The organism is Cellulophaga sp. BC115SP (genome assembly GCF_009905545.1).
In the GTDB taxonomy this organism is placed as follows: Bacteria; Bacteroidota; Bacteroidia; order Cytophagales; family Spirosomataceae; genus Flectobacillus; species Flectobacillus rivi.
The window spans coordinates 149,678-173,968 of the sequence record NZ_JAAALB010000011.1 but is presented as its reverse complement, the minus strand read 5'-3'; the positions used below and the strand labels follow the sequence as shown (position 1 = coordinate 173,968).

Below are 24,291 nucleotides of genomic sequence, written 5' to 3'. Positions count from 1 at the left end.
GCTTTTTAAGATGGATAAAAATGCAAATGTCTCATTATCAAAAAAATATGCCTACTTAAAAAAGCTGGGTATAGTAGTTTCATTCGAAATATAGTATCAAAAAAGGCGTTCGAAACTAGTTTTTCGAACGCCTTTTAGACTAACTGTCAATATATATTCCTAACACTGTGCAAATCTTAGCTTTAATGGTCTAAATTGTGAGCCCAGACAAACAAAAACAGGATACATTTCCTAAAATATTCCCAAAAACAGGAAGACTCATGTTTACTTACTGTTTGTATTGTTTATTCTTCTGCTAAAACCTTATTCAGTGCATAAGCTTGTAAACCCAGTACTTTGGCAGATTCGCCGAGCTCTGAAATTACGATACTCAAGTTTTCTTTGTAGTCCGCCAAACAGTATTTGTAAATCGCCTGCTCGATTGGATTGCTGATAAATTTACCCGCTTTGGCTAAAGCACCATTGATAATAATGGTTTTCGGATTGAGCAAGTGCACCGCAATAGCCAAACCTTTACCCATTTCTTTACCAATATCGTGTAACAAGTCAATCGCAAGACCATCACCACGATTGGCTACTTCAATCACCATTTCGATGTCGATTTGGTCAATATTTTTATTTGCCAGTTGCGAAACACGACCTTCTTTCAATAATTCCTTGATACGTTTGATAAGGTATGATGCTTTGGTAACGGTATCTAGGCAACCAACTTTACCACAGTGACAAAGCTCACCGTCTGGTCGTACCTGAATGTGTCCTAATTCACCAGCAAAGCCAGATTCTCCTTGAAGCACCTGACCATTTACAAGAACCCCAAAACCAACACCACCCCAGTCCATATTTACGGTAATAGCATGTTGCATATCCTTGGCAAGCCCAAAATGGTGTTCGCCCAAAGTAATGGCTTGGGTATCGTTGATGATAAATACAGGTAGTTGAAGGGCACTTTTCATGAGATAGACCAAGCTACCGCCATCAGCTACTACATGTGGATACGTGTAATTTAGCCCGGTACGAGGGTTAATCAATCCGGGCATAGAGACACTAATACCCACAAAATGTTCGATTCGGTAGGCAGAAATGGCTAGGAATTTCTCGACGGCTCTAATTAATTGGTCAGCGATAGGGCTATCACCATCAATACAAACAGGAATGTCATCGCTGTACATTACCTTGTTTTGGAGATTCAGGATATAGGCTTTCGATTGATAGGTATTGATATCAAGAGCCAAGACAAAGCGTTCGTAGGGATTTAGACTATACAAAGTAGGTTTACGCCCCAATTGCACTTCTGCAATACCAACTTCAATTACCCACTTTTCATTGATAAGTTCTTCGACCAATGCCGTGACAGAAGGAACACTGGTGTGTAGCTGTTTTGTCAACTGCGCAATAGTGAAGTTACCACCATTATAAAGGTGTTGTAAAAGTTTCTTTTTTAGTTTGTTTTTCTTTAAATCAACAATTGACTCTCTCTCGACGATTTCGCTATCCGGAGCAGATTTGTACAAATCAGACATATATTCAGGGATAAGAATTCAAGTATGTGGTTATGAATAGACTGACTATTACTCGACCAACATGGACTTCGTTAAACAGTTCTAAAAGGTTTACATTTTTATAAATAATTTGATAGGCTTTCAGATTAGTGGAGCTTAATATATAAATTAATTAGGATATAGTATCTGAGAAGACACTTAAAAAATCACCTATCGTGCTGTTATTCAAAAATGATAAAAGTCAATCTTGAATAAAGATTACTAAAAGGAGCTGATATTTTCTAACGTTTCAGTCTACAGTACTACAAAAAAAAGAAAAATTAATACTTTCAACAACAAGTATATGATTTAATATCAAAAAAACTTGTGGGTACTGTGGGCTTTTGTAGAAAATACTTACTTTATTAATATATTTTAAAAAAAATGTTAAGTACTTTTACTCGAATTATATAGGGTTTTGTTTTAATATTTTAAAATTATATGTAATATTATAATAAAATTTGCAAATTATATTTTGTTTTAGTTATTTTTAATTCATGAATATTTTGAATGAGTATTTAGTAGGTGAAATTCCTCTTTGGTATACAAACGTTTTTTTTTGTACTAATTATTAAAATAATTTACTAATATCGCATACTTATTGATATATTAGACGAAATACCTGTATTATTTTGAGTTTAAGTAAATTTGATTCAGCATTTTTTTAATAATTATATAATCCCAATTTTCCACGTTATACTATTCTTAGCCATCCATGAAAAAAGCATTATTTGCCACCAATCCCCCTTAGGGTAGAGTATCCCTTATTATCAATCACATTAACATCCAATTCAATTTTTTCACTGAAACAGTTCATAAAAATGAAAGCATGCAAAAGTAAATTTACTCTCTTATTTACTGCATTACTGTTCCTTTCTTGGCAAACTATCTTTGCTCAAGGCCCAATAAAAGGTAAAGTAACTGATAGTAATAATACACCTTTAGCAGGAGTTAACATTCTGATTAAAGGTACTTCAAAAGGTACAGTGTCTGATGCAGTTGGTAGTTATTCTATTAACGTACCTAAAGGCGGAGTATTGATTTTTAGATCTTTGGGTTTTGCAACGCAAGAAGTTGCTGTTGGCGACCGTGCTGTGGTAGATGTAGCACTAGAGGCTACAGTTGAAAACCTACAAGAAGTGGTTGTAACAGCCTTGGGTGTTCAAAAAGACAAAAAAGCACTCGGCTATGCAGTAACAGAGTTAAAAGGAGGAGAGTTTACGCAAGCTCGTGAACTTAACCTAGGTAATGCACTTTCGGGTAAAATTGCCGGTGTAAACGCTACAAGTACAGCAACGGGCCCTGGTGGTTCTAGCCGTGTAATTATCCGTGGTAACGGTTCTTTGGGTGGTAATAACCAACCATTGTATGTTATCAACGGTGTTCCAATGGATAATACTAACGTTAACTCGGCAGGTATGTGGGGTGGTTTCGATACAGGGGATGGTTTGAACTCTATCAACCCAGACGATATCGAGTCTGTAACAGTATTGAAAGGTGGTGCTTCTGCGGCACTTTATGGTTTCCGTGCTGGTAGTGGTGTAATTTTGATTACAACAAAAAGTGGTAAAGGACAAAAAGGTTTAGGTGTTGATTTTAATTCAACTTTTACAGCAGAAACTCCTTTAAAACTTTCTGATTATCAGTATTTGTATGGCTCAGGTACTAGAGGTGCTAAACCAACAACTAAAGACGAAGCTATTGCAGCAGGTAGACTTTCTTGGGGCGCTAAATTGGATGGTTCGTCTGTAATTCAACCAGATGGTGTATCTCGCGCTTATGTTGCTCAAAAAGATAACATCAAGAATTTCTACAATGTAGGTAGTACTTTCTCTAATACATTGGCGATTTCTGGTGGTAACCAAGATTTGAACTTCCGTTTTTCAATGTCTAATGCTGATTCGAAAAGCGTTGTTCCTAACTCAACATTTAGCCGTAAGTCATTCAACTTGGCTACAAATGGTACACTTGCGAAAAAATTAACTTTCCAAAGTGTTGTTCAGTACAACGTAGAAAATGGCGAAAACCGTTCTTTCTTGTCTGATACTCCTAAAAACCCTAACGTTGCGGCTCAGTTGTTGGCTACAAGTATCGACATTCGTACTTTGGCTCCCGGCGTAGATAGCCGTGGTTATGAATCTCTTTGGAATGATAACGTTTATGCTCAAAACCCGTATTTTGCTACCAATTACGTAAAGAATACAGATGATCGTAACCGTTTCATGGGATCATTCAACTTACGTTATAATCTTACTGACAATTTGTATGCAAAAGCACGTTTAGGTACAGACTACAACCAATTGAAATTCTGGCAAATTGAACCAACAGGTATTGCTTACAGCACTCGTGGTAGCTTAAGCCAAAGTGAGCGTAAAATCACTGAAACTAACGCTGAGTTGATCATCGGATATACAAAAGAAATTGGTGATTATTCTGTAAATGCATTTGTTGGTGGTAACCAAATGTCTAAAGTAAACGAAGGAACAGGTATCAGCGGTAGCCAATTTAACGTACCGTTCAACTATTTCCCAAGTAACTTGATTTCAAGTAACTGGAACTATGACTATTCTAAAATTGCTGTAAACTCAGTTTATGGTTCGGCTGACTTATCATACAAAAATTTGTTGTTCTTAACTTTAACAGGTCGTCAAGACTGGTTCTCTACTTTGAACCCTGCTAACAACAGCATTTTCTACCCAGCGGTAAGTACAGGTTTTGTATTCTCTGATGCATTGGCTTCTCGTCCAAATTGGTTGACTTATGGTAAAGTACGTGCATCTTATGCTACAGTAGGTGGTGGTTATCCTGGTGCTTATGCCTTGAACCTACCATATACATTGCAGTCAAACTCATACATGGGTTACCCATTAATGAACATTGGTACAAGTACTATTCCTAACTCGCAATTGAAACCAAATACTACAACTACAACTGAATTAGGTTTTGACTTGAAAACTCTTGATAACCGTTTAGGTTTAGATTTGACATTGTACAATCGTGTAACTGAGAATGATGCCGTTAGAGCTTCTGTTTCTTCAGCAAGTGGTTATTCGGATGTATTATTGAACGTAGGTCGTGTAGAAAACAAAGGTATTGAGGTTTTATTGACAGGAACTCCTGTTAAAACTTCTAACTTGAAATGGGATGTTAGTTACAACTTCGCATACAATGACAACAAGGTTATTAAAATTGCAGATGGTTTAACTACACTTTCAATGGATGAGTCAAGAACTCGTAATGCGTATATCTATCACTTCGAAGGACAAGCATTTGGTATGATTGCAGGTTACCGTGCTAAGAAAGACGCAAATGGTAACACTGTGTACAACAAAGACACAGGCTTGCCAGTACAAGGCGAATTTACTTCTTTAGGTAGAGGTGTGCCTCCAGTAACTATGGGTTTAACAAACACATTTAGCTACAAAAACTTCAATTTCAGTTTCTTGATTGATGCTAAATTTGGAGCTTCTTTATACTCAGCAACAAATGCGTTTGCTACTCGTTACGGTTTGACTCAGCGTACTGTTGCTAACAACGTACGTGAAACTGGTGTTACAGTTACAGGTGTTGACCAAAACGGAGCTCCATTTACTAAGACTATCTCTGCACAAGACTACTTCACTGGAATTTCTACAACCATCACAGATGAGTTTGTGTACAATGCCAACTTTGCTAAGTTGAGACAATTGACATTTGGATATACAGTTCCAAAATCATTCTTGGCTAAGACTCCAATCCAATCATTATCAATCAACTTTGTTGCTCGTAACTTGTTGATGATTTTCAACAACGTTCCTAACATTGACCCTGAGTCGACTTATAACAATGGTAATGCTCAAGGTTTGGAAATGTTTGGAGTACCAACTACTCGTAGCTTTGGTTTGAACTTGTCAGCTAAATTCTAGTCTTTTTACTAAAATCTTTTGAAAATAATGATCAGATATATCAAACAAAAAAGAGGATTAATGCTAACGGGTATGCTCACTGCAGCGACGATGTTAGCTACATCATGTGATAAGGGTTTTGAAGATATGAACAAAAACCCTAATGCTCTTACAGACCCTGTTTTAGAAAACCTTTTTACTTATAACCTTGTAAAAACAGCTGGTACAGGATATGAAAACCACCGTGCTAACTTGATTTATTGTGGCGCAATGGTTCAGCATTTTGCTTCATTGAATACCTATTGGTCAGGTGATAAATACCTTTCAAATGTTGAGTATTACAGTGCTTACTTTGATACAGGTTATCAAAACCAAGTGAAGGAAATTGAGCAAATTATTTCATTGACGAAAGACAACACAGCGTTGTCAAACAAGTACAATGTTGCTCGTATCTGGCGTGCTTATATTTATAGCCGTATGACTGATCTTTATGGTGATATTCCATATTCTGAGGCAGGAAAAGGTTATTTGTCTAACTTGTATGCTCCTAAATATGACAAACAAGCAGATATTTATGCTGACTTGTTGAAAGAGTTAGAGCAAGCTGGTGGTGCTTTAGATGCAACAAAAGCTACTTATGGAACTGCTGATGCTGTTTATGGTGGAGATGTGGCTAAATGGAAACGTTTTGCTAACTCATTGATGTTGCGTTTAGGTATGCGTTTAACTAAAGTAGATGCTAACTTAGCTCAAACTTGGGTGAAGAAAGCAATTGCTGGTGGTGTAATGCAAAGCAACGATGATATTGCAAAAATCAATCACCAAGATACCAATGATAACAACCGTAACTTGGATGGAAATACATTGAAAACTCAAGAATATGATGCTGCTAACTTGAAAGGTAAAGCAAACAGTAAATTGAGTAAAACATTTGTTGATTTCTTGAAAAACAACAATGACCCTCGTTTACCATATTTTGCTACTTTATGGCAAGGAAACGCTGATGCTACTCAATTAGCAACAGCTTCTGCTCCAGCAGCACAAAAAGGTCTTCCTAATGGTTATGATAATACAACAATCAAAAACCTTATCACAACTTGGAATGACAATTCATTGGCTGAATATTCAGAGGCTAACTTGAACTATGTAGCTAGCAATGCCGCTCCAACAATATTCCAAACTTATGCTGAAGTGGAATTATTGTTAGCTGAAGCTGCTTTACGTGGCTGGGGTGATGGTCAAGCTGCTGCCCATTACAACAAAGGTGTAACTGCTGCTATGAAAATGTTTAGCTTGTACGGAGCAACTATCTCTGATGTGGCGATCACAGCTTATTTGACCGCTCGCCCTTACAACGCTACAACAACAAATACTCAGATGGAACAGATTCATACTCAGTATTGGGCTGTTAACTTTCTAAACTCTTATGAGGCGTATGCTAACTGGAGACGTACTGGCTATCCTGTATTGACTCCAACAAACTACCCTGGTAACGAAACAGGAGGTGTAATTCCACGTCGTTTGAAATACCCTCAGTCAGAATCATCTAAAAATGCTACTAACTACAATGCAGTAGTGGCTCAACAAGGTGCTGACTTATTCACTACTCGTATGTGGTGGGATAAACAATAATCAATGGATGAAAACAGGCACAAACTTTTGTGCCTGTTTATTCAATTAAATTGGTGATTAACTAAGAATAGTATTAACGAATTATTTATTTCTGAACTGTACAGCTTAATTCTTATTGAAATTTATCTCAAAATGCCTCTGATTTCAGAGGCATTTTGAATAATTTGGGATATTGTTTTTACTTTTAATTTTCCTTAACTACTGAATACGACGCTCAATTTGTCTTTGTCTCATGAGATTCCTACTATTCTTCTGTCTTTCTTGTTTGTTTTTTCCCTCTGTTGGTCAGTTTAGATTATTGGCTCCAGGAGAAACTGGTATTACTTTTAAAAACCAACTAACAGAGAATGAAAAACATAATGTTTTGGCTTACGAATATTTCTATAACGGTGGAGGAGTAGCTGCAGGAGATTTTAATAATGATGGTCTAATAGATTTGTATTTTACTGGTAATATGGTTTCTGATCGTATTTATCAGAATATGGGGAAAATGAAATTTAAAGACCAAACTTCTACAGCTGGTATTAGTAAAGGAAGTGGCTGGAAGACTGGTGTAACTTTGGTCGATATTAATCAAGACGGTTGGCTAGATATTTATGTTTGCTATTCGGGTGATGGAGATGAGACCTCTAGGAGAAATAGGCTATATATTAATCAAAAAAACTTCCAATTTGTAGAAAAAGCCTCTCAGTTTGGTCTAGACCTACCAACAAACTCTACTCAAGCCTCATTTTTTGATTACGATAAAGATGGCGATCTCGACTGTTTTTTACTCAACCATAGCATTAAAGATTATAAACGCTTTGATGCCTCGGTACTAAAAAGTCAGCGAGACCCTCAAGCAGGTGATAGGCTCTTACGTAATGATAATGGAAAATTTATTGATGTGAGCGAAAAGGCGCATATCAAAGGAAACCCTTTGGGTTTTGGATTAGGAATTGCCATTGCTGATATTAATCAAGATGGCTGGCCTGATATCTATGTGTCAAACGACTATATCGAACAGGATTACCTCTATATCAATCAAAAGGATGGAACTTTTTCAGATCAATTGGAGACCTCGGTTGGGCATTTAAGTCAGTTTTCAATGGGAAATGAGGTGGTCGATATCAACAATGATGGTTTGCCAGATATTTTGACCTTGGACATGTTACCAGAGGACAATCGCCGTCAAAAACTACTTTATGGACCCGAAAACTATGAGAATTATAAATCAATGGTTCGCAATGGGTTTTATCATCAAATTATGCGCAATATGTTGCAGTTAAATAATGGTGATGGAACATTTAGTGAAATTGGTCAACTGGCAGGTGTGTCTAATACAGATTGGAGCTGGGCACCACTAGTGGCAGATTTTAACAATGATGGTCAAAAAGATATATATATTACAAATGGCTATTTGAGAGATTACACCAACATGGACTTTATGAAGTTTTATGCTGATAAGGAGCTAAAAGCTGCACAGGGTAATCCAATGGCCATGATGGATATAATCAAAGAAATGCCTTCTACATTGACTAAAAACTATTTCTTCTTAAATAATGGTAATCTCCAATTTGAAGATAAAACTACTGCATGGGCTTGTGATCAACTTCGCCTTTCTAATGGGGCTATTTATGTCGATTTGGACAATGATGGTGATTTAGAAATAGTTACAAATAATGTTAACCTTGAAGCCAGTATTTACCTAAATGAACAAACTCAAGGGAACTATATTGCTTTTGACATAGATGGGTTATTAGATGCCAAAACTTATGGAACCAAAGTTTTGGTATATCAAAATGGACAAAAGCAATTGAGAGAGCATTTCCCAACAAGAGGCTTTCAGTCTTGTATGATGATTCCATTACATTTTGGGCTAGGGAAAACCAAAGTAGATAGCGTACAAATTATTTTTCCTAACAATAAGATTCAAACACTTCTAAATCCTTCAATAAATCAAGTTCATAAAGTTAAAGTTCAAGAACCTTTTGGTCAATGGGCTGTAAATCGCCAATTTCCGTATTTTAAGCAAATTGATACTGATACCTTACCTTATGGCAATGTAGAGGATGATTACAACGACTTCAAGCGTCAATTGCTTTTACCAAATATGTTGTCATACGTAGGTCCTAAGACTGCTCATGGCGATGTAAATGGAGATGGTTTAGTGGATATCTATATTGGTGGTTCGAAGGGACAATCAGGTGCTATTTTACTTCAACAACCCAATGGTTCGTGGATAGGAACAGAACAAGCTAGTATCGATAGTGATATAATGTGTACCGATACTGATGCTATTTTTTTCGATGCAGACAAAGATGGCGATTTGGATTTGTATGTCGTAAGTGGAGGATATTCCTACCTTCCTGATGATTTATTGTTACAAGATAGACTTTACCTAAACGATGGCAAAGGCAATTTTAAGAAGGCAGAAGATAATTTAGTGACAGGTGATTTGAATAGTGACTCATGTGTAATGACCATTGATTTTGATAAAGATGGCGACCTTGATCTAGTAATAGGAGGAAGAATAACTCCTGGGAAGTACCCTTTTTCTCCTGGAAGTCGATTGTTACAAAATGACGGCAAAGGATTTTTTACTGATGTTACGAAAGAGTTAGCACCCGCTCTGGAAACTTTAGGGAGAATAACTGCTGGAAAAAATATTGATATTGATGGTGATGGATGGGAAGACTTAGTTTTAGTGGGGGAGTGGCAACCTATTCTTTGGATCAAAAATATTCAAGGTAAATTTTTAGCTTCAGAAACATTGATACAAAACTACCCTAGCAATGGTTGGTGGTCATCTTTAGAATCTGCCGATTTAGATAACGATGGTGATTTAGACTTGATAGTTGGAAATTATGGTAAAAACAATCAATTGAAGCCAAGTCTACAGACCCCTGTATCACTAGTATACGCAGATTTTGACCAAAATGAAGCTATAGATCCATTTGTGAATTACTATGTACAAGGGAAAACTTATCCATTGGTAAGCCGAGATGAAGCATTAAATCAAGTATTTTCATTAAGAAAAAAGTTTCCTAATTATACTAGTTACGCTGATGCAAGTATGGAGCAACTTTTTACGCCAGAACAGTTGTCCAAAGCCAATAAATTAGAAGCGAATCAGTTTGAGTCGATCGTATTGCTCAATCAAGGAAAAGGAGTATTCAAACCTAGCCCTCTTCCAGTCGAAGCGCAAATGGCTCCAGTATATGCCATCAGTGTTTTAGATGTCAATCACGATGGCTTTAAAGACCTTGTTCTTGCTGGTAATTTCTTTCATTCTAGAATCAAAATAGGTAGAATGGATGCTAACTATGGTCAGTTATTTTTGAACAAAGGAAATGGTACTTTTAACTATATTCCTCAAAATCAATCTGGTTTCCAAGTAAAAGGTGAGGTAAGAGATTTGGTAATTATCCCTCAATCAAAAGGTATCCAAATACATTTTTTTAGAAATAATGACAGTGTAAAAAGCTATCGTTTGAATAGCCAAAAATAGAACTCAAACATCTCCATTTACATGTATTTGAGTATGGATGATTGTAAATACTTTCCATTATGAATATTTCCCGTATTATTTTATTTTTTGTTATGGCACTCTTGGCTTTACAAGTTATGGCGCAACCAAAGCCTAAAGCCAATTCAATATTACCCACGGAGGACTATGTTAAATCCCTAAAGAAAATAACTGATGTCATGGTCGAGGATGTTACTGGCCCTTGTGCTGCCGCCAGATACTATGCTTACACTACTTTGGCAGCGTGGCAAGTAAATGCATTATGTGAGCATAATGCCTCAGCCAATCAAGTTCTCTCACAATTGAGACAGTATCCTCAGCTTAGAGATTTGACGATAGGAGAATCGGTTGTTGCAGACTTTGCCTCAATATATACTTTATTAAGAATGGGAGAAGAGCTATTGCCATCTGGGTATTTGCTAGAAAAACCTAAGTTAGAATTAATCCAAAAGGCACAGCTTCAATTATCTCCAAAAGCGTTTGCTGAATCTAAAATATTGGCTGATAGCGTAGTAAAAAGATTTGTTAAATATGCGCTAAAAGATGGTTATGTAAAAACAAGTGGATACCTAAGGTATACACCAATCAATAAACCAGGATACTGGCAACCGACCCCGCCAGCCTATACAGAAGCGTATGAGCCTCATTGGCGAATGCTTCGTCCTTTTGTACTCGATAGTGCTGGTCAATTTAAACCCAACCCTCCTGTAGTTTACAGTGCAGATCCAAAGAGTGAGTTTTACGCTCTTACTAAAGAAGTATATGAGGCTTCGCGAAACCTGACAAAAGACCAATTACATATTGCAAATTTCTGGGATTGTAATCCTTTTTTTCTAAACCAAAAAGGACATATTAGTTTTGGAACCAAAAAAATATCTCCTGGAGGACATTGGATGGGTATTACTGGCATTGCCTGTAACCAAAAAAAGTTAGACCTAAATAATACAATTCGTACGCACGCACTTGTAGCCATGACAATGGCCGACGCCTTTATTTCTTGTTGGGATGAGAAATATAGAAGCAACCGAATTAGACCCGAAACGGTGATCAACCAGTGGATAGATCCAGCATGGAGAGCCGTGCTACAAACGCCACCATTTCCTGAATATACAAGTGGACATAGTGTTGTTTCAGCCTCTGTCGCGACTGTATTAACGGCATTAGTGGGAGAGAATTTTGCTTATACTGATGTTGTGGAGGTAGAATTTGGTGTTCCTGCACGCAAGTTCAAATCCTTTAAACATGCGGCACAAGAAGCGGCTATTTCCAGACTCTATGGGGGAATCCATTTTCGAGATTCTATTGAGGATGGTGGTAAACAAGGAGAGAATATAGGTGAGTATATTTTGAAGAAATTAGCATTAAAGTAATAGGATCAATTTTTTGGTACCATCACCCATTTTCAAATTTAATAGCTAGAGCTTAATGAGAGGCATTCTGGCATATCAAAACACCCAATGAAAAAATCATTAATATTGGCTGGATTAGCAGCAAGTGTACTCAGTTTTGGTACATCCGCCCAACAACACTCAGAACAAGACCATAGCAAGTATGTGTGGCCGAAGGACGAGTTGGTAAAAAAGAAATTAGACAACTGGCAAGACATCAAATTTGGTTTGTTGATGCACTGGGGTACCTATAGCGAATGGGGTATCGTTGAGTCTTGGTCATTATGTCCTGAAGACGAGGGTTGGTGCGAGCGTAGAGGTGCGTCTTCTGCGAATTATTTTGAGTACAAAAAAGCTTATGAAAACCTTCAAACTACTTTTAACCCCGTAAAATTTGCACCAGAAAAGTGGGCTGATGCTGCTCAAAAGGCTGGGATGAAGTATGTAGTTTTTACTACAAAGCACCATGATGGTTTTTGTATGTTTGATTCAAAATATACCAACTACAAAGTTACAGACCCAAAAACGCCTTTCTCTAGCAATCCACGTAGCAACATTGCCAAGGAGGTTTTTGACGCATTCCGTAAAAAGGACTTTATGGTTGGGGCTTATTTCTCAAAGCCTGACTGGAATACGCCTTCATACTGGTGGTCATATTTTCCACCCAAAGACCGCAATGTCAACTATGACCCTAAAAAATATCCTCAAAAATGGCAAGAGTTTAAGGACTTTACCTACAACCAAATTGAGGAGTTGATGACCCAATATGGTAAAATGGATATTCTTTGGTTAGATGGTGGTTGGGTACGCCCGTTCTCGACTATCGACCCAAATATCAGCTGGCAAAAAACGATTCCTTATGACCAAGATATTGACATGGCAAAAATTGCTGCTATGGGTCGTAAGAATCAACCAGGTCTTTTGGTAGTGGATCGTACTGTAACAGGTGAATTTGAAAACTATGTAACACCAGAGCAGTCTATTCCTGACCATTACATGCCGATTCCTTGGGAGACTTGTACAACTATGGGTACAAGCTGGTCGTATGTGCCTAATGATAAGTACAAATCACTTCGTGAAATCATTCACATGTTGGTCGACATCGTTGCTAAAAATGGTAACTTGTTGTTGAATGTAGCCCCAGGACCAGATGGCGAATGGCATAACGAAGCCTATCAACGTATGGAAGAAATGGGTAAATGGGTTTCGGTAAATGGCGAGTCAATTTATGGTACCAAACCTGTAGCACCATACCGTGAAGGACAATGGGCATTTACTGGAAAAGAAAAATCGACGTATTTGACTTATTTGGCTAAAGAAGGAGAAACTGTTCCTGCAACGGTGGTTTTACCTTGGAAAAAAGCAGAAAAGTCAACAGTAATAACTTTGGTAGGAGAGGTAAAACCATTGAAATATAAAGTCACTGCTAGTGGCATTGAGGTAACAATTCCAGAAAAAGTTCGTACTGCCTTCGCTTCGCAACCAGCTTGGGTATTTAAGGTAACTAATAAATAAGAATTAGATAGACGTGAGTCATCCTGAAATATTGATTTAGGGTACTCCAACATTATACCAGAAAAGGGGGTGGAAATTGTTTTTCGCCCCCTTTTTTGATGCTACAATGCTAGATTTGACTTAGCTCAAGACGTAATCATTACCTCTCTACCGCTGGTATATAAATTTTAACATAATCACTAATTCCTTCAATCACTAAATTGAGAAGGACAGTTGATTATTGTTTAATACGCTTTATGTAGTAAGCTGTAAGGCATTAGGTAAAAAGTTTCTATTACTTCATGAGAAATGCTATTTAACTTTTAGCCTACTGCGTAAAGCCTAGAGCTTAAAGCGAGCAAAATTATTTTAATTTTGCCCACTAACTTCTACAGCTAAACTCTATATCTAATTAATCGTTTTATGGTGTTTTTAATAAAGTATTTTAGTGTAACATTATTTTGATGCATTAAAAAACTTTGCCAAGCATGTTTGTGCGCAGCACGTGGATTTTGATAGTCGTGATAGATTTTATCAGAAATTTTGGCAAAATATTGTGAGAAATTCTTCAAGGATTCTCGTTTTAATTCCTTTCTTTTTTCTTTTGGCAAATAGTGCTGAATAATATCAATAACTTTAATAATGCTCTTGATATCGTCATTAGATAAAAATGAGCGACTTGTAATATTGTTTTGATGCAATCTGTAAAGAGCGAGGTATTTTGGCGTATAAGCAAAGTCATATTTGGAGGCAATTCTCACCCACATTTCCCAGTCTTCGCCATAATGAACCCCAAAGAAACTCCCCATTTCTTCATAAACGGAACGTTTTACAACAATAGCTGGGGGCTGTACTCGCTGACCTTTTGAAATTCTTTCAAACCAATTATCAAGAATTCCTGATTCATGATGCAAAGGAGGTAGCGCATACAATTCCTCATTGTTTTCATTCATGTAGATATAATCCGTAAATACCGCTCCTACATTCGGAAATGCCTTTATTAGGTTAAAAATCTCTTGGTAAAATCCCTCTTTTACCATATCATCACCGTGTAATATATGAATCCAATGACCTTTAGCTCGGTTGATACAGGTCTCAAAGTTTCTCAAGCTGCCTACATTTATTTCTTGCCTAAAGTAGCCGATATTCAAATGACTATATTTTTCTGCAATACTACTTAAATCTCCATCGGTGCTATGGTCATCGATAATCTCGATTTGAAAAATAGAGAAATCTTCGATTTGATTTAAGACACTCATTAAGGTTTGTTCGACATAAGCAAAACAGTTATAAGCAGGTATCATGACCGATATCAGTGGCCTATCGGGGTCACTGAGTGCCTCGATTTTAGGAGGTTTATCAGGAGTTCTTGGTTTGGAAAGAGACATATTATAAAGTAATACAATGATTTTAAACAATAAGGAAACTGGGCAACTAGGAGTTGCCGATATTTATATGATTGTCTAGCTAGCAAGAAGAGTTGGGATAATTCTTTTAATTTTTGTGTAGAAAATGGGTGTCTATTATACTGGGTAGCAGGCTGAATATTTATGTTTTAGGTAAAATCTCCAACCAGAAAAACAACCCTTTATTTCTTCAAAAATGAATTTGTTATGCTTAGATTTGGGATGTAAAATTGCATATTTTATGCGTTTGAGATAGTATATAGGCAAGCTTTTCCTGAGTCTGTAAAGTTCTCCTTTATGACCGTATTTTTGATATTGCACCAATACTGAACTTACATTTCCTTTCATATAAGCATGTATTTGTTTCTTGAGGTCTTCCCAAGACTCACGATGTTGATGATAAACGTAGATATGTGGAAAGTATCTACAGGTGTATCCTTCTGCCATAATACGATACCAATACTCTGAGTCACCACTACAGCCAGAGGCGCCAACATCTAGTCTTTCATCAAAATAACCTACTTTTTCAAATACAGTTTTTCTAAAAGCCATATTTGCCCCTGCGCCTACATCCCAAGCAGGAACGCCAACAGGAAGGTGTTTTTCAAAATAGTCTTTATCAAAAACGAGAGGCTGATGTCCTTTGTTGAATCCCCAAAATCTTTCAAAAAAACATTGAGCTTCTGTTTCTAATTGATAGGGTATTACTAACCCCGTCACTGACATAGTTTGTGGATCGGCAAAGCTTCGTCTAATTTGAGAAACCCATTCTGGAGTAACAATCACATCATCGTCTGTGTATGCAAGAATTTCCCCTGTTGCGGTCATCGCTCCTGTATTGCGGGCAATATCTAAGCCCTTACGTGGTTCCAAAACATAATTTACGGAAGGGAATTCATTTTTAATTAATTCCGCAGTTCCATTATCAGAAGGAGCATTATCCACCACTACGATCTCAAAGTTTTGTTCAGTAGAAAGCAATAGCCTTGAAAGGCATTCTTTGAGGGCGGATGTTCTATTCCTAGTACAAATAACGACAGATATACTTGGTAGTTCAGTCGAAATCGAGCTTTGGAATACCTTTTTATAATTACTTGAAAAACGCCCATTTAAATAGGATGGGTTATGTTTAAAGGCGTGCAATAGCTCTTGACTTTCTAACGCAGTAAGTGGCTTAAAATAATATGAAAAAGCTTTTTTTAAGGCATTTAAGATGAACGTTTCCCATTCTGTAAGGTCTTTTGGATGGACGCTGTCTAGCCAAAGATGCCCCATTGGTATATTATTAAACCAGAAAAGATAATAGGCTGCTTCTCCAGTTGGGAGAGGAGGAATACCTTCCTCCAACCTACAGTGATGGATTTTTCGTGGAGAATAAGCGGTTTTACTCATAACAATGTGGTTAAAGGTATTTGTACAAAAAGAATTAATGAATTGTAGTTCAAAATCGAGATGTCATTTTTAACCCAAATGCTATTACTTCCTATTTCGTACAAATACTTTGGAATAAGATTTAATAATGTTGAAGTTTTAAAATGGAGGATACGTATGCCTGAGGCATATCTCCTAAGATATTTGATAAATCACTGGCTAAGTCAATTGATAAACAGGTGTCAAAGCCCAGCACTTTTTTGTCGGATGCATCCAAGAAATATACTGAGAAATAATATGAGCCAGCCCCTAAATAATTGCTTGGGATTTCTCCCGAAACTTTATGGAGATTTTGCTGCCCTAAATTTTTCATTGGAGTATCAATCTGAATCAGACACTCGCCTGAAAAGCTAAAGACAAACAATCTCACCATAATTTGAATCTCTGGTACGAGATTCCAATATTCTAACTCAAAACGTAGTACAGAGTTTCGATAAATAATTTGGTTTACTCTTTCAGAAGGTGTTATTGATACCCGCTTGACTCTCAAGTACTGATTTCCTGGCGCTGTATCAGGCGAAGCGTAATCTTGGTCTAAAAACTCTATTTTTTCCTGATAAAGATATTTTGCAATGGTTGGAGTAGGAGCTCCAAACTCTTTGAGTTTACCGTTTTCCAAATAAACAATTTGGTTACAAAGCTGTCTCAAAGCTTGCATATCATGACTGATAATGAGGGTGGTTTTTCCTTGTGAGGAGGCTAATTCCCGCATTTTAATCAGGCATTTTTTCTGAAAATCTGCGTCGCCTACCGCTAATACTTCATCTAAAATCAATATATCTGCATCAAGATGTGCTGCTACCGAAAATGCTAATCTTACATACATCCCACTAGAATAACGCTTTACGGGTGTATTGATAAAGTCTTCTATTCCAGAAAATGAGATGATTTCATCGAGCTTTTGGTTTACTTCATGCTTTTTCATACCCAAAATCTGAGCGTTGAGATATATATTTTCCAGTCCAGTAAGCTCTCCATGAAATCCCGTTCCAACTTCCAAAATACTTGATATTTTTCCTCTGCCACGAATATGGCCTTGGGTAGGTAGTAAGACTCTCGAAAGGATTTTCATGAGCGTGGATTTACCCGAACCATTTCTACCAATAATACCGATTACCTCGCCTTCATTTACCGAAAAAGATATATCCTGTAAAGCCCAAAATGTATGGTTGGATGAATCCAAACTAGCTTTTTGAGTTAGTTTTTTCCAATATTTAATCAAGTCTTGACGTAAAGTTTCGCTTCCGAGTTGACCAATTTCAAATGATTTTGAAACTTGGTCAAATTCAATCACTGGTTTGGCCATTAGAGTACTTCTATGAATTTACTTTCAAATTTTCTGAAGATGAGTAAGGCAACAATACTAAATAAAGCTATTGAACCTAATGAAATCAAGAGTTCAGTTGTCCAAAACTCATTTGAGGAATAACAGGCTCTGAAACTTTCGAAAATGGCAGTCAGGGGGTTAAACCAAAAGGCCCAAGATAAATCATTCGAAACTAATGAAACAGGATAAAATACAGGTGTTACAAACATGTACAGTCGCATAATCAACTGGATGATATTTTCTAAATCCTTATATTTTGTGGTGAGAATAAAAGAAAACGAACCCAGCGCCAAGGCATATAATGCCATAAATGCAAGAAGAAACGGAATCGCCAACAGGTTATAGTTAAAGGATATTTCCCAATTGGTAAAAAACTGATAAAACAAAACTGCTAAAATAAAGAACAGTAGATTTATACCTAGTTTGTAGGCCTGTACCAATACGCTACTCAACGGTAAAATGATTCTGGGAAAGTAAACTTTTGATAAAATATGGGCATTTGTCCTGAAGGTGTATAATGAGCCGAACATACTATCCGCAAAAAAGCTCCATAGCATGTTACCTGTCAGATAAAACAACAGAGGACGCATGCCGTCTGTGGAAACTTTAATGATATTAGCAAAAACAAGGGTGTAAACAATCGTGGTAATAAGTGGTTGGAAAACTAACCAAAAGTTACCCAAAACGGTTTGTTTATGGCTACTTTGTAAATCTCTCTTAGTAAAACTCCAAATCAAATTGGCATGATTGAATATTTTTTTGATACTAAAATCGAACCATCCAACCGATGGTTTGATTTCCCATTCCCAATCATCTATCTGATTTGCGTCCAATTTCATAAGGTTTTTATTCGTATGGATGTAAGTGAGTGAGCCAAATAAATATAATTGTACCCGCATTAAGCTCTAGGCTTTATGCTAAAAGTTGAAAAGTATTTTTCGTAAAATAGTTTAAACTTTTTTGCCTAATACCTATTGCTTACAGCCTAAAGCGTCTTAATGCATTTTTATTTTGCACTAATGCTTAATTATACTAAGCGTTTAAAAATCAGTTTTGCTGAATTAAAAAGGGTGCTAGTGCGTACTTTACCTTTCGCAAATTCTTTGCCAAAAAACAATTTTCATAAAGGAATGATTAAGTGGTTAGGCTTTTCCACAAATAAACCTTTGTAGTTCCTCCTGAGTTTTAAAATGTCCTTTAGGGTAATATCTTAATTGCGGTTGCAACTCATTCTCATAGCCCCAGTTGACCCACGCACAATCCATATCAATTTTTATACAGGCTTCAATATCTCTGTTTTCGTCGCCCACATACAAACACGTTTTCAGAGGATACCCCGTGGTTTTTAATAACTTCTTCAACACCTTATCTTTTCCCATAAAATTTTCTGAACAGTAAATGTTGGTGAAATAAGAAAAGTCTTGACTTTCAAGAAATTGTATAATGTTGTCTTTGCTGTTCGAAGAGACTATATCTAAAGTGAATCCCTGTTGATGAAGCGTTGTTAAAAAATCAAAAATCCCTTCGTATGCTTGTAGCGAGTGAATATTTTGTTTGTATTTTTTGTATAACACAGGAATAATAAAGGGAATTTGATACAAGGGAATTCCTAAATATTCAGCTCGCTTTAGATAGGATAAATGTCGGATTTGAGGAATAGTTTCTTCCGAAATAAGCTTGAAGTTTTTTTCTGTAGCCAATTCATTGTAGATTTTCAGAAAAATTGGAACAGAATTGGCAATAGTGCCATCAAAATCAAAAATGATGTGTTTATACGTTTGCATAGTATCAATAAGGCAACTGACCCAAAAAGGTTATTTACAACAATCTATTTATTCTGTTGATTTGTAATATCAAAATCGATTGACAGGTTTTACTAATATTTATACATTCCTACAGCCAACCCAATTTAATGAATCGAATAGCAATATATGAAGATAACCCTAAACTTCGTGAATTACTCGAATTACTGATAAATTCTGCCGAGGAGTTTTTGGTGGTAGGCACTCACCATAACTGTGAAGATATTTTACGGCATATCCAGTCTGAGTCACCAGATATGCTGATTATGGACATTGATATGCCCGTCATTGATGGTATTACAGGTGTGAAAATTGTCAAAGAAAAATACCCCAACATGAAAGTCATTATGCATACGGTATTTGAGGATGACGACCGATTGTTTGCCTGTTTGAGCTACGGTGCAGATGGCTATATCTTGAAGAAAGATTCACCAAGTATGCTGTTTGGCGCTATCAAACAACTGTTTGATGGTGGTGCTCCTATGTCGCCAGGGATTGCCAAAAGAATTTTACAAACCTTTAGAAAACCTGTACCTAACCAAAATTCTTATCATTTAACCGAACGAGAGAAAGAGGTATTGGAATATTTAACAAGAGGTTTTTCGTATAAAATGATAGCCCACGAATGTACTATTTCGATAGAGACCGTGCGCCGCCATCTTAAAAATATCTATTTCAAATTACAGGTTCAATGTGGTACTGAAGCCGTAGCAAAGGCGATTCGTGAGAAGATTGTCAATGAGTGATTCAAACCTAGTTCAAGACTTAGTCTTGGACTAGGTTTGAAATAAAATTATTGCTGACGCAAGTTTGTCGGAGAAAACTCCGACAAGGGCGAAGATGACATAATCACTTCCGCAATCCAACATCCGAAATCCGAAATCGAACCCCTCGTTATTTCACCCAAATAACACCACCTTCTGGCTGGATAGTCAAGGTAGCTTCTCCAGAGTTAGCGACTTTTGTTGACTTAAAAGTTGGATTTCTTTTCTCATCATCATTGTATTCTGCAACGGTTTTTCCTGCAAACATTGGCAATTTTACATTGATTTTTAGCGCAGTTTTTTCAGCATTGATACCTACTAAATACCATTCATTACCATGACGACGTGCCAATACGCAATATTTGCCTGGGTAACCATCTACAAAAACTGTTTCGTCCCAAGTAGTAGGCACTTTTTTCATAAAATCAATTTCAAAACTTGGAACATCTGTCAAATTATTTGGTGTGAGTGCAAAGTTCTGTACTGTTGTTTGGAACAAAACAGCCGTAGCTAATTGAAAAATATCCGTCGTTTTGCGAGTTCTTCCACCATTGTTATTTTTGTTGAGGCGCTTGTTGAGCAAAGTCCCTCCAAAGTCCATACTTCCGACAGTATTTCTGATAAATGGATGCAGAGATGCATTAAAGGCTTCATTATCATCAAAATGCTGGTTGAAAATCAAATTTTCAGAGGCTAAAACAGCCTCACTACTTACATAATTTGGGTACATTCTTTCCCAACCACGAGGAAGCGTACAGCCGTGAAAGATAATCATTAAACCATATTCGTTGGCATCGCTTAAAATATCTTCATAAAGTTGAATAGTTTCTTGTTTATCACCCCCAAAGAAATCTACTTTCAAGCCTTTTACGCCTTGAGCTTTTAGCCATTTCATCTCTTTTTTGCGAGCAATAGTATTATTCATGCAGTTTTTGGGACCTTGAGGGGCATTGTTCCAAGCACCATTGGAATTATACCACAAAAACACATCTACCTTTTTAGAATGAGCATATTTAATCAATGCTTCCATACGCTCATATCCCACATTTTTGTCCCAAAGAGCATCCATCAAAATATATTCATATCCTAATTTCTGAGCTAAATCAATAAACGTGATTTGGTCATCGTAGTTCATACTTTCATCTTGCCACATAATCCAGCTCCAAGTAGCACGTCCTGCTTTATATTCCTGTGAAGGTGCATAAAGTGGTTCAACTACATCAAAAGGAATCGTAGTTTCTACAATTGGTTTCAGACTTGTTCCCACCGTAATAGTACGCCAAGGCGTCGTAGCTGGCAAAGCCATTGCTGGCTCGGCACTGCCATGACCGTTATTTTCGTCTTTTTCAGGAAATGAAATAGAGAATGTACCATTATTGGATTCACTTAATTTCGAACCACAATAGGCTCCTGTTACGCCTGTTTCTGAAACTAAAGCCCAAGCCTCTTTTCCTACATGAAACAAAGCAGGGAAGGTATATCCCAAACGGTATTTGGAGTTATGGTTGAGTGGAGCATCTACTTCATATTCTTCTTCATAACTTGGTTTGGTGCGCATCCAACCGCTTCCTGCGGGAGCTTGTGGTGTTAAGAAAGTCGTTGTGTTTGAAGGGAAACTAAATCCTGTCAATTCTTTTTCGACTATACAATTGGCCGTTTCTTTAAATGGAAAAAGTCCATATCGAAAGGCAATATCATTGTTACTCACCTGAAAAGTAATTTCCAAGAGCTTTTTATCAGCGTTTGAAAGGGTACATACTACTTGGTTTGCAAGGTAATGAATACTCGATTTTTTGATTCTACTTTGTTGGTAAGTCTTATCGATTTGCTTTTCTTCCTTTTTTACCAAAGTCAAAGATTTACTAAAGTCTCCAATACTCGTAGAAAGTCCTAATGGAGAGTTTTCCAATACAGTAATGCCTTGATAAGTAACAGAATAATTCGCTTTACCATCTGTAATCGCCAGACTAACTTTTAATTGCTTGTCAGGACTAAGAATACTTACATTTTCTTGAGCGAAGCTTGAAATTTGCAGAAGCATCGCGACGATGAATAGTACTTTTTTCATAATTGAGGTCATAAAGCATCACGCTTTATTAATTGGGGGATTGATAGATTGATTTGAATTTTGCAAATATTGTGTCAAATCTACACATTCTTATCTGGTTTAGTACAGTTATTATCATAAAAACTAAAAATAAGCCTAGTTCAAGACTTAGTCTTGGACTCCCTTTTTTCTAAAGTTTTCAACTTCAAAAAGCAAAATCATCACCACACAATGTGTAAAAAGGGTTATAAGCTATATCAAAGAAAAAAATAATCATTTTTAATTTTATTTAATTTATTGTAAATCAATTGGTTATCCACTTGTTCAATGACTAAAAAAGGGCATGGATTAAGGGAGATAAACCCTCTTATTTTGGGTAAACATTTTCCTTGCCCTACTCATGAAGAAACTTTTTATACTACTATGCTTTTGGCAGATTCCGCTATTAGCGCAAGATTTGGGTGGTTTAAAGGGACAAAAGCCTGTCACCGTCTCGGGAGGTTTGAATTTAGGTTTTAATACCTATTCAAATCTTGAAGGCAGGCAACGTCTCGACCCTTTTTCTTGGACTATTTCTGCCAGTCCTGTTATTTCGTTTTATGGTATTCAAATGCCATTCTTTTTCTTGATTAACCAACAAAGTCAGTCCTTTTCAGGCCCCTTCCAACAGTTTGGAATGAGTCCATCTTACAAATGGGCGAGACTGCACTTGGGCTATCGTAACCTCAGTTATTCTAATTACACACTGGCTGGGCGAATGTTTTTTGGGGCAGGTATCGACCTCAATCCTGGCAAATTTCGCTTTTCTGCGATGTATGGACGCTTTCAACAAGCAAGTTTACGAGATACTACTCGCAATACCTTTTCGTCTTTACCTTCTAGCTTCAGACGTATGGGATATGACGTAAAAGTAGGAGTAGGCTCTTCACAGAACTTTATTGACCTGATTTATACGAAAGCTTGGGATGAAGAAAATTCTATCAAAATCCCAATTGCCGAAGGTATCACTCCCGCCGAAAATACTACACTCGGCATTGTTTCTCAATTGACTTTTTTCAAGAAAATATCATGGTCGACTGACATTGGTGTAAGTGGTTATACCTCCGATATAAATGCCAAAGATTTGACTGGAACAATATCCCTCGATAGTGAATTTTTGAAGAAACTATTTTTACTAAAGCGGAGTACGCAGGTGGGTTATGCCGCCAATAGTAGTCTGAGATTTAGTTCGCGCTTTGCATCCTTACAAGTTCAATACCGTTTAATTTCTACAGATTATAAGTCGATGGGAGCGTATTTTTTTAACAATGATGTGCAAGAAATACTATTTTCTCCCTCCTTTTCTTTCTGGCAGGGTCGAGTAAACTTGAGTGGTAGTTATGGCATACAGCAAGATAATGTTAGTAAAACCAAAGCCACTCAAACTACTCGCAACATTGGATCACTCAATTTGTCGGTACAGCCTTCTGCCAAGTTTGGAATGATGATGACCTATTCTAATTACGGCACTTTCCAGAACAATCCTGATAGAATTATTGATACGCTCAAAATCCAGCAAGTCAACCAAAGTTTGGTCGTAGCACCTCGTTTTGCATGGGGCGACCGCGTGGTAAGCCATTCCATAAACTTGATGTCGAGTTATCAAAATTCTACTGATTATAACACGGTTTCCAAACAGTTATTAGAATTTAATAACCTGTTTTTGTCTTTCAACTATTTGAGAAACAACATGAAACAAAAATTTACGATAAGCCCCGGAGGGATTTTTATCAAAAACTTTTTGTCCTACGGCAATACACAATCATTAGGAGCAAGTTTGAATATTTCTAAAAACTTGAAATCATTTTCCAATAGTTTGAATGTCAATTACAACCAAAACTATTATAAAGAAAATGCCAACGGCTATACCTTCAATGCCCGATGGAACGGACGTATCAGGCTTTCGAGCAAACAACAACTTTCGCTAAGTGCGGCATTGCTCTACAACAAGGATCTCAAATTTGAAGCAAGAAATTTTACAGAAGTATATACCCAAGCAGGTTACTCTCTCAACTTTTAAATCATTCAACG

Annotated in this window: 14 protein-coding genes; 7 read left to right on the top strand and 7 right to left on the bottom strand. The window is 36.9% G+C overall.

Going from position 1 to position 24,291, the window contains the following annotated elements:
• Positions 1-284 precede the first annotated feature (284 nt).
• Entirely contained in the window at positions 285-1,520 is a 1,236-nt protein-coding gene (locus tag GVN22_RS11260) for an ROK family protein (protein WP_166551125.1), read from the bottom strand.
• An 839-nt stretch (positions 1,521-2,359) separates the two neighbouring features.
• Between GVN22_RS11260 and GVN22_RS11255 the strand changes: the two genes are divergently transcribed.
• From GVN22_RS11255 to GVN22_RS11235, 5 genes are all read left to right on the top strand, one after another.
• Positions 2,360-5,443 (top strand): SusC/RagA family TonB-linked outer membrane protein, encoded by a 3,084-nt coding sequence (locus GVN22_RS11255; protein WP_166551124.1) that lies wholly within the window; start codon positions 2,360-2,362, stop codon positions 5,441-5,443.
• Positions 5,444-5,470: 27 nt separating this feature from the next.
• Positions 5,471-7,054: a SusD/RagB family nutrient-binding outer membrane lipoprotein gene (locus GVN22_RS11250; protein ID WP_240915608.1), complete on the top strand. Its 1,584-nt coding sequence runs from the start codon at positions 5,471-5,473 to the stop codon at positions 7,052-7,054.
• A gap of 232 nt (positions 7,055-7,286) precedes the next feature.
• Entirely contained in the window at positions 7,287-10,544 is a 3,258-nt protein-coding gene (locus GVN22_RS11245; RefSeq protein WP_166551123.1) for a VCBS repeat-containing protein, read from the top strand.
• A 59-nt stretch (positions 10,545-10,603) separates the two neighbouring features.
• On the top strand, positions 10,604-11,932 hold the full coding sequence (locus GVN22_RS11240; RefSeq protein WP_166551122.1) for a vanadium-dependent haloperoxidase: 1,329 nt from the start codon (positions 10,604-10,606) through the stop codon (positions 11,930-11,932).
• Between the two features lie 87 nt (positions 11,933-12,019).
• Positions 12,020-13,465, top strand: coding sequence for an alpha-L-fucosidase (locus GVN22_RS11235; protein ID WP_166551121.1), 1,446 nt, complete (start codon positions 12,020-12,022; stop codon positions 13,463-13,465).
• 374 nt (positions 13,466-13,839) lie between these two features.
• On the opposite strand, the gene GVN22_RS11230 is transcribed toward GVN22_RS11235, so the two are convergent.
• The 5 genes from GVN22_RS11230 to GVN22_RS11210 form a co-directional block, all read right to left on the bottom strand.
• Entirely contained in the window at positions 13,840-14,832 is a 993-nt protein-coding gene (locus GVN22_RS11230; protein ID WP_166551120.1) for a glycosyltransferase, read from the bottom strand.
• Between the two features lie 135 nt (positions 14,833-14,967).
• The gene (locus GVN22_RS11225; protein ID WP_166551119.1) at positions 14,968-16,242 is read right to left on the bottom strand and encodes a glycosyltransferase family 2 protein; all 1,275 of its coding nucleotides are present in this window, start codon (positions 16,240-16,242) and stop codon (positions 14,968-14,970) included.
• A 121-nt stretch (positions 16,243-16,363) separates the two neighbouring features.
• Positions 16,364-17,587, bottom strand: coding sequence for an ABC transporter ATP-binding protein (locus GVN22_RS11220; protein ID WP_166551118.1), 1,224 nt, complete (start codon positions 17,585-17,587; stop codon positions 16,364-16,366).
• Positions 17,587-18,447, bottom strand: a complete 861-nt coding sequence (locus GVN22_RS11215) for an ABC transporter permease (protein ID WP_166551117.1) — start codon at positions 18,445-18,447, stop codon at positions 17,587-17,589. The genes GVN22_RS11220 and GVN22_RS11215 overlap by 1 nt, the downstream gene beginning before the upstream one ends.
• A 303-nt stretch (positions 18,448-18,750) precedes the next feature.
• Positions 18,751-19,392 carry an HAD hydrolase-like protein gene (locus GVN22_RS11210; RefSeq protein WP_166551116.1) on the bottom strand — a complete coding sequence of 214 codons (642 nt, stop codon included), beginning with the start codon at positions 19,390-19,392 and terminating at the stop codon, positions 18,751-18,753.
• 128 nt (positions 19,393-19,520) lie between these two features.
• Between GVN22_RS11210 and GVN22_RS11205 the strand changes: the two genes are divergently transcribed.
• A complete protein-coding gene (locus GVN22_RS11205; protein ID WP_166551115.1) occupies positions 19,521-20,156 on the top strand; it encodes a response regulator transcription factor in 636 nt (211 codons plus the stop codon).
• 148 nt (positions 20,157-20,304) lie between these two features.
• On the opposite strand, the gene GVN22_RS11200 is transcribed toward GVN22_RS11205, so the two are convergent.
• Positions 20,305-22,242, bottom strand: a complete 1,938-nt coding sequence (locus GVN22_RS11200; RefSeq protein WP_166551114.1) for a glycoside hydrolase family 97 protein — start codon at positions 22,240-22,242, stop codon at positions 20,305-20,307.
• Positions 22,243-22,621: 379 nt separating this feature from the next.
• Here GVN22_RS11200 and GVN22_RS11195 point away from each other — a divergent pair, with 379 nt between their 5' ends.
• The gene (locus GVN22_RS11195; RefSeq protein ID WP_166551113.1) at positions 22,622-24,280 is read left to right on the top strand and encodes a hypothetical protein; all 1,659 of its coding nucleotides are present in this window, start codon (positions 22,622-22,624) and stop codon (positions 24,278-24,280) included.
• The last annotated feature ends 11 nt before the right edge of the window (positions 24,281-24,291 follow it).